7 protein-coding genes and 1 pseudogene are annotated in these 16,669 nt (G+C 63.2%); 3 read left to right on the plus strand and 5 right to left on the minus strand.

Translation table 11 applies throughout. From position 1 onward, the window contains the following. Nucleotides 1-141: 141 nt before the first annotated feature. The 3 genes from plsB to AC1DKY_RS01660 all read right to left on the minus strand — a co-directional run bounded on the left by plsB (nucleotide 142) and on the right by AC1DKY_RS01660 (nucleotide 5,137). A complete protein-coding gene (plsB, locus tag AC1DKY_RS01650) occupies nucleotides 142-2,796 on the minus strand; it encodes a glycerol-3-phosphate 1-O-acyltransferase PlsB (protein WP_441602014.1) in 2,655 nt (884 codons plus the stop codon). A 128-nt stretch (nucleotides 2,797-2,924) separates the two neighbouring features. Then, the gene (locus AC1DKY_RS01655) at nucleotides 2,925-3,926 is read right to left on the minus strand and encodes a hypothetical protein (RefSeq protein ID WP_441602015.1); all 1,002 of its coding nucleotides are present in this window, start codon (nucleotides 3,924-3,926) and stop codon (nucleotides 2,925-2,927) included. Between the two features lie 308 nt (nucleotides 3,927-4,234). Then, the gene (locus AC1DKY_RS01660; RefSeq protein WP_441602016.1) at nucleotides 4,235-5,137 is read right to left on the minus strand and encodes a 5'-nucleotidase, lipoprotein e(P4) family; all 903 of its coding nucleotides are present in this window, start codon (nucleotides 5,135-5,137) and stop codon (nucleotides 4,235-4,237) included. A gap of 175 nt (nucleotides 5,138-5,312) precedes the next feature. Here AC1DKY_RS01660 and AC1DKY_RS01665 point away from each other — a divergent pair, with 175 nt between their 5' ends. The 3 genes from AC1DKY_RS01665 (at nucleotide 5,313) to AC1DKY_RS01675 (ending at nucleotide 12,867) form a co-directional block, all read left to right on the plus strand. After that, nucleotides 5,313-6,341 carry an AI-2E family transporter gene (locus AC1DKY_RS01665; protein WP_441602017.1) on the plus strand — a complete coding sequence of 343 codons (1,029 nt, stop codon included), beginning with the start codon at nucleotides 5,313-5,315 and terminating at the stop codon, nucleotides 6,339-6,341. A 353-nt stretch (nucleotides 6,342-6,694) separates the two neighbouring features. After that, on the plus strand, nucleotides 6,695-9,553 hold the full coding sequence (locus AC1DKY_RS01670) for a TonB-dependent receptor plug domain-containing protein (protein ID WP_441602018.1): 2,859 nt from the start codon (nucleotides 6,695-6,697) through the stop codon (nucleotides 9,551-9,553). 416 nt (nucleotides 9,554-9,969) lie between these two features. Then, nucleotides 9,970-12,867 (plus strand): TonB-dependent receptor domain-containing protein, encoded by a 2,898-nt coding sequence (locus tag AC1DKY_RS01675; protein WP_441602019.1) that lies wholly within the window; start codon nucleotides 9,970-9,972, stop codon nucleotides 12,865-12,867. Between the two features lie 202 nt (nucleotides 12,868-13,069). Here the strand turns inward: AC1DKY_RS01675 and AC1DKY_RS01680 are convergent. Next, nucleotides 13,070-14,518 (minus strand): annotated as a pseudogene (locus AC1DKY_RS01680) (sulfotransferase family protein); the annotation flags it as partial. 63 nt (nucleotides 14,519-14,581) lie between these two features. Continuing rightward, nucleotides 14,582-16,564 carry a UvrD-helicase domain-containing protein gene (locus tag AC1DKY_RS01685; RefSeq protein WP_441611567.1) on the minus strand — a complete coding sequence of 661 codons (1,983 nt, stop codon included), beginning with the start codon at nucleotides 16,562-16,564 and terminating at the stop codon, nucleotides 14,582-14,584. Nucleotides 16,565-16,669: the final 105 nt, after the last annotated feature.

Genomic DNA, 16,669 nt, shown 5'->3' on the forward strand with positions numbered 1-16,669 from the left:
ATGACGAACTACCTATATGGGGTCGCGATGCGTGGGTCGGTTCGTCCTGCTGGATCTTGCGATGTGGCCGCAATGGAAGCCGTCATCCCCCCTCACTTGGGGTGCGCCGGGATGACGATAGGAGGTGGCAGCGATGCCGCCTCAGTCCTTCGACGGCGTATCGCCGTTCGCGCTCTCTTCCACCGTCGCCGTTTCCACCACCGTCGCCTCGACCGGCGCATGTTCATGCTGCTCCGCCGCCACATGGCGTTCGTGCAGTGCCTCGCTGGTGGCATCGGCGGGCAGCGGCTTTTCGGGCGATGCATCCTTCTCGCCGTCGCCGCCCGGGGTGATCTTGAGGATGGAGTGGCGTACCTCGCGGGAAAGGATCACGCGGGCATCGCGCACCATGCCCTCAAGCGCGGTGTCGTAGTCGAGCTTGCCGGCGTCGTCAGTCCACACGATGCGGTTCTCGCGCAGCTTCTGGATGAAGCCGCGGAACAGCGCCTTGTCGAAGAACTCCGGCGCCGACAATTCGTTGAGCATGCTCAGGCGCTGGGCGGTGAGCGTGCAGGCGTTCTCAAGCTCGGCCGAAGAGAGCGTATGCGGCCCGTTCTTCACCAGCGCGGCGATGGTGATGTAGTAGCGCTCGAACGCCTGGATCAGGCTGCGCGCAATGATCTTGAGCTGGAACGCCGCATCGTCCTGGCCCGGGCCGCGCTCGAGCACGCGGCCGTCGCCGGTCGCTTCGAGCAGCCCGCGGCGCACGAAGAAATCGATGGTGGCCTGCAGCTGCGCGCAGAAACCGTCGGCATCCCACGGCAGGAACAGCTCGCCCTGGATGAACGGATAAATGATGCGGCCCAGGCGCAGCACCGAGGCGCGCGACATGCGGCGATTGTTGAGGAAGCACGAAGCCACCCACGCCGCCGTGGCCGTGAGGTGCAGCACGTTGTTGCGGAAATAGCTCAGCAACACCGCCTGCTCGTCTTCGGTCACCAGCACGTCGCCCAGCGGATGGCGCACGCGGCGGATCCAGCCCATCTGTTCGCCGTAGGCGATGATGCCAGCCGGGTCCATCGCGGTGAGCGTCATGCGGTCTGAATAAGGCAACTCTTCCAGCAGCCCCTTCATCAGTTCCAGCTGTGCAAGCAGGTCGTTTTCCGCCATCGCGTGCTTGGGCGTGGCGAGCAGCGCCAGCGCCAGCAGGTTGATGGGGTTCATGTCCGCGGCGCGGTTGATGTTGATCTGGATCTTGTCGGCCAGGTCGTCCACCACGCGGCCCAGCCATTCGGGCTTGGCGTCGGGATCGTCGGTGCGCCAGTCGGGGCTGGCGGCGTCGAGCATGGGGTTAAGCTCGATCGGCTCGCCGAAATTCAGCGCGACGTGACCATAGCGCTGGCGCAGCACCTTGAGTCCGCGCAGCAGGCCGATCAGCGATTCCTTCTCCTTGGGCTTGCCGGAGAGTTCGCCGATATAGCTCTTGCCCTCCATCAGCTTCTCGTAGCCGATGTATACAGGCTGGAACAACACCGGGCGGCGCGGCGCGCGCAGGAAGGCACGCACCGTCATCGCCAGCATGCCCGCGCGCGGCGCCAGCAGGCGGCCCGTGCGCGAGCGGCCGCCTTCGATGAAGTACTCCATCGGTACGCCGCGATCGATCAGCTGCGCCACGTATTCATTGAACACCACCGAATACAGCGCATTGCCCTTGAAGCTGCGGCGCAGGAAGAACGCGCCGCCGCGCCGCAGGATCGGTCCGATCACCGGCAGGTTGAGGTTCACGCCCGCCGCGATATGCGGTACCACCACGCCGGACATATGCAGCTGATAGGACATCAGCAGATAGTCGGCATGGCTGCGATGGCAGGGCACATAGACCACTTCGTGACCCGGCGCGGCAGCGCGGGCCTTTTCGAAGTGGTGCATGGCGATGCCGTCGTACAGCTTGTTCCAGAAATTGGAGAGCAGGAACGAAGCCGAACGCACCACCGGGTGCGAATAGTCGGCGGCAATCTCCATCACCAGGTCGTGCGCACGACGCCACGCCTTGGCCTGGCTGATGTTTTCCTTCGCGGCCGTGGCGGCGATGGCGGCGCGCACGGGCTCGGCATTCAACACCGAATCGACCACGGTACGGCGATGCGACAGGTCGGGGCCGATCACCGCCGCGCGGATGCGGCGGAAGTGCGTGCGCAGCACGCGGGCGATCTTGCGGGTGAGGCGTTCCGGTCGGATCTCGCCCGCTTCGTTGACTACCGTGCGCAGCGATACCGGGGTGGAGAAATGCACCACGGTGTCGCGGCCATTGAGCAGCAGCGCCAGCATGCGGCGGAAACGGCCGACGACGACCCAGTTTTCCGAAAACAGCACGCTGAACCAGCCCGACTCGCGGGTGGGCGCGCGACCGACATAGATGGACACGGGCACGATCTGCACGTCGCGCTCGGGGTCGCCTTCCAGCGAGCGCACCAGCTGGCCCAACGGTTCGCTGGGCGAGCGCTTGCGGCTGCGGCCGAACAGCCAGCCGTCGCGGCGGGCCAGGGCAAACACCGAGCGCTTGCGGCGCGTACCCGAGAGCGGCGCCATCGGCGACGGCAAGCCGGCCTCGCGGCAGGCGCGCTCCAGGATCAGGGCATCGGAAAAGCCATCGCGCTCGATCACATAGCAAACCGGTATGCCTGCCTTGAGCAAGGCGGCCGGTTCGGCGGGATCGCGGCGGATGCGCATCCAGGGTTCGAGCAACTGCCCGGCCAGGTTGAACCACCAGGGCGCGCGGCTACGGGCGGGAGAGTCCGTGGTCGACATATTCTGCATTCCCCAATTGTAACTGGTGGCCCGAGCTGTCCGGGTCGGTTGGGCGGATCGGGCGGCAACGGCAAGCGCCGCCCGTGTCGCCCCGGCCTTTTACCGGAGCGAAAGTAAACAAGGTGTTTTGGCGGGGCTCAGTGCTTGGCCGGCGGCTTCGTCGTCATGGCCTGGATCGGCGTGCTGACGCTGGCCGGCATCGCTGGCGCCGGGACACTGCCAGCGGGAGCGGGCGGAGCAAGCAGGCGCTCATGCGCCTCGCGCACGTTCTTGAGCACATCCTCGCTATACCAGCGCCCGTCCTGTTCGATCAGATCGGATTCGGTGGTCAACGGCTTGCCCAGCAAGGTGTAGTCGATGCGCACATGGGCATGGCCGTTGCGGTTCTCCACCGTGCTGACCTTGGCCGAATCGAGCGTGTCGTCCACCGACAGGCCGTAAACGGCCAAGGCTTGTTTGATGCCAAGGAAGCCGACGCTGTACTTCTGCATCGCCGTGTCGAAGTCCATGGCCTTCAGCTGCTCGGGCGTCTTCAGGTCGAGCTTGCGGGCGGTGGCGACGGCGATGCCGACCACCTGCTTGGCGCGCGCCTGGTCAAACCACGGCACGGTCTGCGCCCACGGCGCGAGCACGTTGATGACCTCGGTGGCCTGCTGCTTCTGCGGGTTGGTGAGGTCCTTGCTCTGCGACACGCCAGTGGCGGCAATCGCCTGGAAGATGCCGATCATCACCGGCACCTGGTCCTGATACTGCGCCTGCAGCTGGGCCAGCTTGGGCTTGGCCACTGCGTAGAGCTTGGTTTCGGCATCGGGCGCGGTGAGCTGCTGCATGGTCTTGATGAAGTCCGCGCGGTCTTCGGGCGTCAGCGGGTGCTCATCGGGACGTGGGCGTGTCCAGTCCGAACGCAGGGTGTCGTAGTCGGCCGGGGGCAGGGCGTGCTTCCAGAAGCCGGCGAAGTCGCCCGTCTTGATCAGCGCAATCGACTGCTGCACCGACGCCTCGGGCGTATCGCCGCCGACCACCACCGGCACCGGCCCGACGGCCTTGTGGTGCGAGGTCATGAACAGCGCGGCCGCCGTGGCCAGCACCAGCAGGGCAATGAACGCACCAACGGCGTAGTAGACGGATGAGCGACGCATGGAATCTCGTTTGGTGGCGCCAGGCAACCGGAGGCGGTCGGCCGAGCGTAAGGGTGTCGACTCCGCGTGAACAAGAGGCGTGACACCAAGTTGGGAGCCCGTTCAAGCGCCCTTTAGATAGCACCAAAAGAAAACCCCGCGGGCGTTGAGCCTCACGGGGTAATCCGGCAGAGCCGGAAGGGAAATGGCCTTGCCTGCGGAGTTATCAAGGTCAGCAGGTGTCAGCGGGGAGGATGTTACTTCCCCGTCAAACTTAAAGCAATACTTTAGGTTTAAGCTCGTAAGTCGTTGTTTTTACTTGACGGAAATCAGTCAAAACGCAGCGACTGGATCTTCTGGCGGCGACGTTCGTCGCGCGGGGCCGTGTAGTCATTATTAAACAGAGCGGGCTCCCATGCGCCATAGGTCGGGTTGGGCAGCACGAACCAGCGGGTGCCGATCCAGTCCATGTACGGCTTCATGGCCTTCTGACGGCCTTCGGCGTTATTGGCCAGAACGGTCACAAAATCGCCGATCTGGTCGCCAAACTGCATCAACACGCGATATTTGTGGCTGATCAGCTGACGGCGGCAGCCCTTCTCGGTGCCGATCTGTTCGCAGTCTTCGACAAAGGTACCCAGGCCCAGGAAGGACTCCGGACCGGCCACCGGCAGGCCGGCCTTGCGCAGATTGGCCAGGGTGGCCTGGTCCAGGTCCTTGGCGCGGTTGGAGATGTAGATCACCGCAATGCCGTGCTTGGCGGCGAACTGGGTGAACTCCACCACGCCCGGCAGGGCGCGGGCGCGCTGCTCGTTGCACCAGGCCGCCCAGTCGGCCTCGTTGTACTCGCCGCCGCTCTTGATCAGACGTGCCTGGTAGGGCGAGTTGTCGAGCACGGTTTCGTCGATGTCGAGCACCACGGCCGGCTTGAGGTCCTTGACCGGCGCCACGCGGTCGTCCTTGGGCAGCGCATCCCACTGCTTGTCGGCCAGGGCGGCCGGCAGGCGGGCCTGCGCGTCGCGGTAGGTCTGCAGATAGATCAGGTCATGCTCGATCGCCGTCTGGCTCCAGGCGACCGCATTGAGGTTGTCATCGGCCGGCGTCCTGGGCGTCGGCGCGGCGGCAACCGGGGCGACCGGGGCGGTCGGTGCAGGCGTCTTGGTCGGGGTGGACGTGGAACAACCGGCAAGCAGGACCAGGGCGGCAAGCGCCGCCGACAAACGAACGGACATAGAGGATTCCCGAGTAAACAGAGCGCGCAGAATCGGACAAGTTTACGACAGGGGCGTGTCGACGCCGCCTCTGCGCGCGCCCTGGCCGCCTGCTTCGTGGGTACAACGACAGGGCTGGCGGCCCTCATCGGCTACTGACAGACTGCCTCCCATCCCCGCCGCCGCATGAAGTTGCATGGAACCTGCCCAGAACGTCCGTCCGCCGTCGTCGGCCATCCGCATCACCAGCTATGTGCTGGCCGGCCTCGCGCTGGTGCTGGTGTTGGGATTGCGACTTCTGCCTGCGTTGTTCGCCGGCCTGCTGGTCTACGAGCTGGTGCAATCGACCGCGCCGCTGCTGGGCAAGCGGGTGCCCGGCGACCGCGCGCGGGTGCTGGTGGTGGCCTTGCTCGCCACCATCGTGGTGGGTTTGCTGGTGTTGCTGATCCTTGGCGCGGTGAGTTTTCTGCGCAATGAAATCGGCAACCCCGAGCTGTTGTGGCAACAGCAATTGATGCCGCTGGTGGAGAAGGCACGCGAGCAGTTGCCAGGGACCGTGGTCGGCTGGTTGCCCGACAGCGTCGACGACTTGCGCGTGATGGCGCTGGAACTCACGCGCAAGCACTCGGTGAGCCTGCAGACCATCGGCAAGGAGGCGGCGCGCGTCTTCGTGCACATCCTGATCGGCATGGTGCTCGGCGCCATCGTTGCGCTCAGCCGCGCGCGTCCGGCGCATCAAGTCGGCCCGCTGGCTTCTGCGCTGGGCCTGCGTGCGCAGCGACTGGCGGAAGCATTCCACAACATCGTTTTCGCGCAGATCAAGATTTCGCTGCTCAACACGACATTTACCGCGATTTTCCTGCTCGGCGTGTTGCCGTTGATGGACATCCACGTGCCGCTGGCCAAGACCTTGGTGGTGGTGACCTTCATCGTTGGCTTGCTGCCGGTGATCGGCAATCTGATTTCCAACACGGCGATCACCATTGCGGGCTTGTCGATTTCGCTGGGCGTCGGTATCGCAGCGCTCGGCTTTCTCATCCTGATCCACAAGCTCGAGTATTTCCTCAATGCACGTATCGTGGGCAGCCAGATCCGCGCGCGTGCGTGGGAGTTGCTGGTGGCCATGTTGCTGATGGAAGCCGCCTTTGGACTGGCCGGCCTGATTGCCGCGCCGATCTACTACGCCTATCTCAAGAGCGAGCTTGAAGCCGAACGGCTGATCTGAGTCGCCGCGCGCGTACTCGCGCGCCAACGCAAAAAACCACGCAGCGTCCGTTCGCACTTGCGAAGGGGCGCAGTGTGTTGCGCGCCACCAGTAGTGACCTGCGAATTCCAGCGCTTTCCTGCGAACGCATCGCAACTCTCAAGTGCAAGAGAATAGTTCTTGCGCTTCAATTACTTGCGAGTTTCTTGGGGCTGTTGCGACGCGCCTTCTTCGTGTTAGAAAGCCAAACAGGTGATTTCATTTGGGCGTCCAAATGATGACAACCCCGCGGGAGACGGGGGCGCCGAAATCATCGGGCGTGCGAAGACGCGCGTGTGGGACATCCATTCATAGATTCGATGTAGGGGAGATCCATGTTGAAGTCCAAGCTCACGGCCGCCGTGCTGGCGGCCTTGGCGTTCGGCTGCGCGCCAGCCTTCGCCGCAACTACCGATGCAAGCAGCAACGCCCAGCCGGGCAGTGCCGCTGCGACGGGTTCGAACGCCGACGCGGCGCAGGACCAGTCCACCGATACCGATGCGCAAAAGAAGGCCAAACGCCTCGATGCGGTCACCGTCAGCGGCACCCTGATCAACAATGCGCAGATCCAGACCGCCGCGCCGATCTACACGATCACCAGCCAGGAAATCAAAGCCCGCGGCTTCAACAGCGTGGCTGAAGTGCTGCAGAGCTCGGTGTTGTCCACCGGTTCCGTGCAGGGCCCGCAGGCTAGCGGCGGTTTCACCCAGGGTGCGCAGACCATCAGCCTGTACGGCTTGAATCCCGAGTACACGCTGACCCTGATCGATGGTCGGCCGATCACCCAGTTCGGCCAGCTGTACAACGGGCAGAGCAACTTCACCAATATCTCCAACATCCCGTTGGCGATGATCGACCACATCGACGTGCTGCCCGGCGGCGCCTCGTCCATCTACGGTTCGCAGGCCATTGCCGGCGTCGTCAACATCGTGACCAAGCAGCACATGGATGGCACCGAAGTGCTGGTGCGCGCGGGCGGCTATGACGGCGGCGGCGGCTCCAGCCAGCGCTTGTCGCTGACCTTCGGCCACCAGTTCGGCAAGCTCGACGTGCTCGGTGCGGTCGAATTCGACAACCAGTCGCCGATCTGGGCGTACCAGCGCTCGTTCACCGCGACCAATCCCACGCCGGTCACGGTGGCGCGCGTGCTCGACTACGGCACGCTCGATACGTACACCGGCGCCGTGCAGGGCTATATCAGCCCACAGGACAACTGCGCAGCGATGAGCGGCCTGTTCAAGGGCACCACGGTCAACGCGCATTCGACCGACACCAGCCGCACCGGCACCTTTTGCGGTTCGAACGACGTCTACGGCTACACCACGCTGCTCAATCAGAGCCGCAGCTACGACGGCATGCTGAAGCTCAAGTACAACGTCAATGATTACGTGCGTCTGTACGGCGACGCGCTGGTCGATTGGCAGCAGCAGAAGTGGACGCCTGGCTCGGACTACAACTGGTGGGGTCCGATCGACTATCCGGGCGGACTGGTCGAAGACACCAACGGCCACATCCTCTATCCCGAGCGCGTGTTCGGCCCGGAAGAAGTGGGCAACAACTACTACAACCAGCTTGGCCGCCAGGATGACCTGATGTACCAGGCCGACATCGGCGCGAACGGCAGCTTCGGCGATTCGAACTGGTTGTGGGACATCTACTTCGTGCGTTCCGGCGACCGCACCACCTCAAGCACGCCGGAGCGCATGACGACTGCGGTGGACAACTACTTCGGCAACATTCTTGGTCCGCAGATGGGCAACGACCCCAACACCGGCCTGAACGTCTACAACCCGAACTATGCGCAGTTCTATACCCCGCTGACCCCGGCCCAGCTGGCCAGCTTCATGCAGAACATCAGCAGCGAATCCAACACCTGGGTCAACAACACGCGCGCCACCGTGAGCAACAGCAGCCTGTTCTCGCTGCCGGGCGGCGATGCGGCGTTGGCGGTGCTGGTGGAAGGCGGAAGCCAGGCCTGGTACGAGCCGATCAATCCGCTGATCTTGAACAACGAAGTGTGGGGGCTTACCGGAACTTCCGGTGGCGGCACGCGCAGCCACGCGGCGTCGGCGTTCGAGTTCAATGCGCCGATCTGGAAGATGCTTACGGTGGATCTCTCGGGTCGCTATGACCACTACAGCACCTCCGATAGCGACACGGGCAAGTTCACCTACAAGGCAGGCCTGGAATTCCGTCCCTGGGAAACGCTGCTGTTGCGTGGCAACTACTCCACCTCGTTCCTTGCGCCCGACATGTCGGCGCTGTTCCTGGGGCCGAGCGGCAACTACCAGAACGTCACCGACTACTATCTGTGCCAGACGCAGGGCAACGGCCAGAACTGCAGCCAGAACTACACCACCGAAGTGTCGGGCACGACGTTGTCCAATCCCAAGCTCAAGCCGACCACGGCCAAGAGTTGGTCCGCAGGCTTCGTGTGGGCGCCGATCAACAACCTCAGCATCACCGCCGACTACCTGCACATCAACATCAGCAACGAGGTGGCGCCACAGCCGGCCGATCTGCTGATGAAGGAAAACGCGCAGTGCCTGGAAGGCCAGCTGCCGGCCAATTCGCCGGACTGCCTGGCGGCGACCTCGCAAGTGGTGCGTGACCAGTTCACCGGCCAGGTCACCAGCATCACCCAGTACTACATCAACGTGTCGAGCGAGCAGACCGAGTCGGTGACCTCGCAGATCAAATACCTGTTCAACCCCAGCCCCGTCGGCCAGTTCAACCTGCAGCTCGACTGGAACGACATGCTCAAGCATGCCTACCAGATCTACCCGGGCGGCCCGACCATCAACCAGCTCACCAATCCCCTGTACAGCTCGGAATTCAAGAGCATCGTCAGCGGCGCACTGGGCTGGTCGTTCCACGACACCTGGTCGAGCACGGTGTACTACCACCGCGATGGACCGTCGCCGAACTACACCGGCCTGATCAACGGTCCGAACTACCCCGGCGATGCCAAGGTGGCGCCGTGGATCACCTGGAACTGGAGCGTCACCTACTCGCCCACCAAGGACGTGGACGTGTCGCTGTTGACCAACAACGTGTTCAACAAGATGCCGCCCAAGGACGGCTCCTATGCCGGAACCTATCCGTACTACAACAACGAGAACTACAACGTTTACGGTCGCGAAGTGATGCTGCAGCTGCAGTGGCGTTTCGGGGGCCATACCCGCAACGGTTGATGTCCCGCGACGTGATCTGACCCGAAGCAAGCGGAGCGTTCCGCTCGCGCTCCAAAGCCCCGCCAGACTGGCGGGGCTTTTTTTGGTCCATACGCCTGCGTTCCAGCAGGCTTTGGTGAAAGCGCTCTCGGCCTTTACGGGGCGTTTTGTAGGAAAAACCCTACAGGCGGTTGTCACATTCCTTCAAAAAAAATACGCAAATTCACGCACTTACGAATTCGCAAGAACAAACGGTTGTGTAAAAAATTTGTCCCGTGCTAAACGTAATTTTACGGTTTGTTCAGCAAGCCGTCAGCTAAACAAGCCGTAAGCGCTAACGCTTTTTCAACGTAGGGATGTGTCGGGGGAGAGCCGGCACAACTCAGAACGCGGCAGCAAACGATCACAAATCTTTGCTTTTTAGTAGGGGAGACAACATGTTGAAGTCCAAGCTCACGGTTGCCGTGCTGGCAGCCATGGCGTTCGGTTATTCGTCGGTTTATGCGGCCGATGCGCCGTCACCGATGCCGCAGGATTCCTCGGGCACGCAAAGCCAGCCGCAGGATAGCGCCGACGCCAAGAAGGCCAAGAAGCTGGAGGCCGTCACGGTCACCGGCTCACTGATTCCGCAGTCGCAGGTGGAAACGGCGCAACCGGTGATCAGCATCACTGCGGAAGATCTCAAGGCACGCGGTTTCACTACGGTGGCCGAGGCGCTGCAACAGGCTTCGTTCGCGACGGGTAGTGTGCAGGGCCCGCAGAACAACAACTCGTTCACCACTGGTGCGCAGACCCTGAGCATGTTCGGTCTGCCGGTGGGCTTCACCAAATACCTGATCGACGGCCGGCCGATGGGCGACTTCCCCGGCCTGTACAACGGCAGCGACATCTTCAACAACCTGAGCAACATCCCGATGGAGATGGTCGATCACATCGACGTTCTTCCGGGTGGCCAGTCGTCGCTGTACGGCTCCGATGCCATCGCTGGCGTCGTCAACATCGTGCTCAAGAAGCACGTGGACGCACCGACCATCGACGTGCGCGCGGGCGGCTACAGCGAGGGCGGCGGTTCGAGTCAGCGCATCAGCTTTGCCGACAGCTTCACCTTCGGCAAGTTCAACACCATGATCGGTGTGCAGTACGAGCAGAAGAAGCCGATCTGGGGCTATCAGCGCGACCTGACCAAGCAGTACTTCACCGACGGTACGACGCCACCGACCGCATCGCGCGACTATCTGTTCGCGAGCGGCCTGACTGGCAAGTATCTTTTCCTTGATCCGAACAACTGCTCCACGGTGGCCAGCGGCTACGGCGGCACCGAAGCGAAGCAGAACCGCGCGGGCAAGGGTGACTACTGCGGCTCGCAGTACAGTGCCGGCTACGCGACGCTTGGCAATGACGACAAGACCGCGAACCTTTATTCGCACTCCACCTTCGACGTCAGCGACAACCTGCAGCTCTACGGCGACCTGCTCTACAACTACGAAGAGCAGAAGTTCACCTCGGGCAGCAACACCACGTTCTGGGGTACCAGCGTTGCCACCGCCGGCAGCACGGCGGGCTACTTCTGGGATCCGACGCGCAATGGCGGCAACGGTGACCTGGTTCTGGCGCAGAAAATCTTCACGCCGGAAGAAGTGGGTGGCTTCTCCAACATCATGAGCAAGCAGTACGACAGCTCGTACATGTTGACCTTGGGTGGCAAGGGTACGTTCGGCCAGTCCAACTGGGACTACGATCTGGGCTTCACCCACTCCGACGATCAGCTGACCAACCGCGACTTCGCGCGCTTCACCGGACCGATCGAAAAGTACTTCTCCGATCACGTCATGGGTCGCCAGCAGGGCACGTATTCGGGCTATCCGGTGTTCACGCCCAACTACGCGGCGCTGTACAACCAGATATCCACGTCGGACTTCCGTAGCTTCACCGGCTACACCACGTCCCATGCCAAGACCTGGGATAACCTGCTCCGCGGCCAGGTGACCAACCAGTCCTTGTTCCAGATTGGCGGCGGTGAGGCCGGCCTCGCCTTGGTCATGGAAGGCGGTAATCAGGGTTGGGATTCCACGCCGGATCCGCGCCTGCTGGAGACCATCACCGACATCAACGGCAATCAGCAGAGCTACGTCTACGGCACCAGCGCCACGCCCGGTGCGGGCCATCGTTCGCGCTTTGCGACCACGGCCGAGTTGCGCCTGCCGTTGCTGGAACAGGTCACCATGGATCTGTCCACGCGTTACGACGCCTACAAAGTCGACAGCCAGACCGTGGATCACACCACGTTCAACGCGGGTATCGAGTACCGTCCGTTCGAAACACTGTTGCTGCGCGGTCGTTACGGTTCGGCGTTCAAGGTGCCTACGCTAGCCGATGAATTCCAGCGACCCAGCGGTTACTACGACTCGGTCACCGACTACCTCAACTGCGCACGCCTTGGCTTTGCGCCGGCCGTGGCGCCGACCAAGTGCCCCATCCCGTACGACGCCACGCAGTATCAGGGCCTGACCTATGGCAACCCGGCGCTGCAGCCGATCACCGCCAAGGTGTGGAGCTACGGCTTCGTGTGGGCACCGATCGAGCGCATGTCCGTCAGTGCCGACTATCTGCATTGGGACATCAACAACGAAGTCACCCAGGTCGATCCGGACAAGCTGTCCCAGACCGAATACCTGTGCGACACCGGCACGCTGGATCCCAAGTCGGGCACCTGCGCCCAGGCTTTCAACCTGATCACTCGCGGACCGGGCAAGGGCAATCTGCTGGGCCAGATCACCAATATTTCCACGCCCAAGCTCAACCTGGCCAACGAGCAGGTCAACGCCGTCACGGCGAACTTCAGCTACCTGCAGCCGATCGGCGCGTTCGGCAACCTGGCCGCTCAGCTGTCCTACTCGGACATCCTCAAGCACACGACCCAGGACTTTGTGATCGATCCGAAGATCGACGTGCTGCGCGAGCCGTTCTACAGCACGGACTTCAAGTCCAAGGTCAACGGCTCGCTCACCTGGTCGCTCGACCAGTGGAGCGCGACGGCGTACTTCAACCGCTATGGCAGCACGCCGAACTACCTGGCCAGCGTGCTCAACAGCTATGAAGCTCCGGGCACCGGCAAGCTGCCGCCGTGGATCCTGTACAACGTCAGCGTGACGTACAACCCCATCAGGAGCCTCGGGCTCTCGCTGCTGGTGAACAACGTGTTCAACAAGATGCCGCCCAAGGACGACAGCTATCCCGGCACGACCAACCAGCCGTACAACACGCTCAACTACAGCGTGTACGGCCGCGCGATCTACCTGGAGGCGAAGTACAGCTTTGGCGGGACTGCCAAGTAATCGGCAACGGTTGCCTGGTATTGGAACGGCCCCGCGAAAGCGGGGCCGTTTTCATTTTTGAGGCTTGGCGCGCCTAGCGTTCGAACGCGACGCCTGCCTTCTCAAGCACATCGAACAGCGGCGACAGCTGCGCCTCGTACTTCTTCCAGCGCCGGATGGCTGTTCGATACATGGGTGCACGGACCTGTACGGCGCTTGCCGTATTCACCGGTGCATCGTTCTTCTCGAACTGCAGGCAGCGCTCGTCCCACGAAAGACCGCAGAATTCGAGTACGCGACGGGTGTGTTCCTCTTGCGAGTCCACCAGCGCTTCATATTCCACTTCAAGAATGCGGCCAGGAAGCACGCCTCGCCAGTGCGCCATCAGGCGATCGAACAAGGCGAAATAGCGCCCCGTGTCCAACAGGTCGAACGAATAGCCGTAGAGCGGCGACAGCTGCGAAAACAGCTGGCGGAAGTTGCTCAGGCAGGTGTCGATGGGGTCGCGGCGCAGGCAGACGATCCGCGCGTTGGGCAGGGCGTGGGCGATGTGACCCGCATACAGAAAGTTGTGCGGCAGCTTGTCGATGAAGCGGGGGCGCTGTGATGTTGCCGGCCGCGTGCTGGCAAGGTAATCGGAGCCTAGTTTCGCCCAGTCGATATTCCCGGCGCGCGCGATGGTATCCCGGTCGATCATCGGGAACGTCGTACTGCCGCTGAGGCGCTTCAGCACGGCGCCGAAGTTCTGCAGCTCGCCGGCCGAATAGACATCCGGATGGCTGGAAATGATGCGCTCGACCAGCGTCGTGCCCGAACGCGGCATGCCGATGATGAAGATGGGTTCGCGGGTCGGGTCGCCCGAGGTCGTGGCCATCGGCTCGGGAAACTGCCGCGTTATCGCATCAAACAAGGCTTCATCGGTGTGGATGGCATATCCGCGCGCCTCCTTGCCCGCCGACTTGCCCTTGACCAGACGCTCGAAGGCCGCGCCGTACTCGCCCAGGTCTTCATGCTCCTTCGCCAACGCCATGTTGACGAAGGTCTGCGCGTTGACGTCCTGTACGTGGGAGTCCGCCAGATGCTCAAGGCGCGGGATGTGATTGCTCTCGCGTGTCTGGCGCCGCAGCTGCGCCAGCGTAAGGTGAGCTCCCCAGAAGGTCGGGTCGATGGCGATGCAACTTTCCAGCGCTTCTTCCGCCGCCGCTAGATCGCCAATGGCAACCAGCGCCGTGGCCAGGTTGAAGCGATAGGGAGCATGTTGCGGCATCAACGACACGGCGCCACGGAATGCCGCGGCTGCACGTTCGTGCATATGCGCCTGTGTGTAGATCACGCCCAGCGTGTCCAGCGTGAACGGGTCCGACGGGCGCAACGCCATCGCCTTGTCCGCCGCCTGCAATGCCTCGTGCGAGCGCCGCACCACGGTCAAGGCCTTGGCGAACTGGGTCGCATAATCCGCGCGCTCGGGTGCAAGATCCGACGCCTTGTGCAGAAAGCCCAGGGCCAGGGGCAGTTCTTCCAGCTCAAGGAAGGTCACGCCGGTGATATAGCAGACGCCCGGATCGTTCGGGACCAGGGGCAGCAGGCGCCCGGAGATGGCGCGGGCCTGCTGCCATTGCCTGCGGTTGAACGCGTCGACCAGTTGCGCGTAGAGCTGAGCCGGTTCCGCCATGACTATCCGAATCGGTTTGATATGTCGCCCGATTCTATGTGACGTCCCGGTGCTTTGGGCGACTTAGCCGCCGGCCAGCATGGCGGCAATCTTCGCCATATGCGATTGCGCCGTCTCGCGCACCACTTCCTTGTCCGCTTCCGGGTCCTTGCCCTGCCAGTGCAGATCGTCCTGCGGCAGCTCGTGCAGGAAGCGGCTGGGCTGATTGCTGTGGACTTCGCCGTAGCGCTTGGTCTTGGCCGACCAGGACAGGGTGAGCATTTCCTTGGCGCGGGTGATGCCCACGTACATCAGGCGGCGCTCTTCGTCGATGCGGCCCTCGTCGATGGCGCCATCGTGCGGCAGCGTGCCTTCTTCGCAGCCCACGATGAAGACCAAGCGGAACTCCAGTCCCTTGGCCGCGTGCAGCGTCATCATGCGCACGGCATTGCCCGGCTCGTCGCGATCGGCGTGGGTGAGCAGGGCGAGCTGGGCGGCCAGATCGCCGGTGGTGTTGTCGTTGCGCTGCATCGCGCGGAACCAGTCGGCCAGTTCGCGCAGATTGCCCAGGCGACGCTCGCGCAGGGTGGCATCGGTGGTGCTGGCGGCGACATGGGCGGCGTAGCCCGTGCGCTGCAACACGGTCTCCACCAGATCGGCGGCGCTCTGGTGCAGCGAGGCGCTGCGCAGCTCATCCATCAACTGGGTGAACGAGGCCAGCGCCGAGGCGGGACGCGGCGACAGCTGGCGCAGCACGGCGTCGCTGCGCGCGGCATCGAGCAGCGGCGCGTGGCGCGTCTGGGCGATCTCGCCGAGTTTCTCCAGCGTTGTTGCGCCAATTTCGCGCTTGGGCACGTTCACCACGCGCAGGAAGGCGGCGTCGTCGCTCGGGTTGGTGAGCAGGCGGAAATAGCACAGCAGGTCTTTCACTTCCGCGCGATCGAGAAAGCTCAGTGCGCCGGAAAGATGGTACGGCACGCGCGCCAGGCGCAGCGCCTTTTCCAGCGGGCGTGCCTGGAAATTGCCGCGATACAGGATGGCGATGTCGTGCCAGCGGGCCTTGTGCTTTTCCGCGAGCGACGCGGCAATGGCCGCCACGCGTTCGGCTTCGTGTTCGTTTTCCTTGCACTCCAGCACGCGGATCTGCGCGCCTTCCGGGTGCTCGCTCCACAGCTTCTTTTCGTGCAGATGCGGGTTGTTGGCGATCAGCTTGTTGGCGGCGCGCAGGATGCGCTTGCCGCAACGGTAGTTCTGTTCCAGCTTGATCACGCGCAGGCTGGGCCAGTCCTTGCCGAGCTGGTCGATATTCTCCGGATTGGCGCCGCGCCATGCGTAGATCGACTGGTCGTCATCGCCCACGCAGGTAAAACTGCCGCGCTCACCGGCCAACGCCTTCAGCAGGCGGTACTGCGCATCGTTGGTGTCCTGGTATTCGTCCACCAGCAGATAACGCAGGCGCTCGCGCCACACGTTGCGGCACTCCTCGTCGCTCTCCAGGATGCGCAGCGGGAGACGGATCAGATCGTCGAAATCCACGGCATTGAAGGCGTTGAGGCGTTGCTGGTACATCTCGTAGATGGTCGCTGCGTCGAGCTCGCGCGGGCTGCGTGCGGCGGCAAGCGCTTCTTCCGGCGACAGGCCGGCATTCTTCGCACGGCTCACCAGGTTGCGTATGCCGAACAGCACATCGGGCTTGATGCCCTTGGGCGCCAGTTCCTTGATGATGCCTTCGCTGTCGTCCGCATCGAGCACCGAGAAACCCTTGCGCAGCCCGGCGCGCGCGTGCTCCATCTGCAGAAACTTCAGGCCCAGCGCGTGGAACGTACACACGGTGAGCGCGGCGGCGTCCTCGCTGCTGATCAGCTTGGTCACGCGCTCGCGCATTTCCTTCGCCGCCTTGTTGGTGAAGGTGATGGCGGCGATGCGCGAGGGCGCGAGCTTCTTGCGCGCGATGAGATAGGCGATCTTCTGCGTGATCACCGAGGTCTTGCCCGAACCTGCGCCTGCCAATACCAGCAGTGGGCCGTCACAGTGTTCCACGGCGGCCAATTGTTGGGGATTGAGCATGGTTGCGCTGGTGGCTGGGCGGCGCCCGATGGTAGCAGAGCACCCTCGCCCAAAGCAGGCTATGCTCCGCTCACCGCAGGTCGAGACATGCCGGCACCTGCGCAT

It is taken from the genome of Dyella sp. 01N448 (assembly GCF_056399225.1).

Excerpts from the sequence above, each read along its gene's own strand:
- AC1DKY_RS01655 (WP_441602015.1), bottom strand. The coding sequence starts at position 3,926 with ATGCGTCGCTCATCCGTCTACTACGCCGTTGGTGCGTTCATTGCCCTG.
- plsB (WP_441602014.1), bottom strand. The coding sequence starts at position 2,796 with ATGCAGAATATGTCGACCACGGACTCTCCCGCCCGTAGCCGCGCGCCC.
- AC1DKY_RS01665 (WP_441602017.1), top strand. The coding sequence starts at position 5,313 with ATGGAACCTGCCCAGAACGTCCGTCCGCCGTCGTCGGCCATCCGCATC.
- AC1DKY_RS01685 (WP_441611567.1), bottom strand. The coding sequence starts at position 16,564 with ATGCTCAATCCCCAACAATTGGCCGCCGTGGAACACTGTGACGGCCCA.
- AC1DKY_RS01670 (WP_441602018.1), top strand. The coding sequence starts at position 6,695 with ATGTTGAAGTCCAAGCTCACGGCCGCCGTGCTGGCGGCCTTGGCGTTC.
- AC1DKY_RS01675 (WP_441602019.1), top strand. The coding sequence starts at position 9,970 with ATGTTGAAGTCCAAGCTCACGGTTGCCGTGCTGGCAGCCATGGCGTTC.
- AC1DKY_RS01660 (WP_441602016.1), bottom strand. The coding sequence starts at position 5,137 with ATGTCCGTTCGTTTGTCGGCGGCGCTTGCCGCCCTGGTCCTGCTTGCC.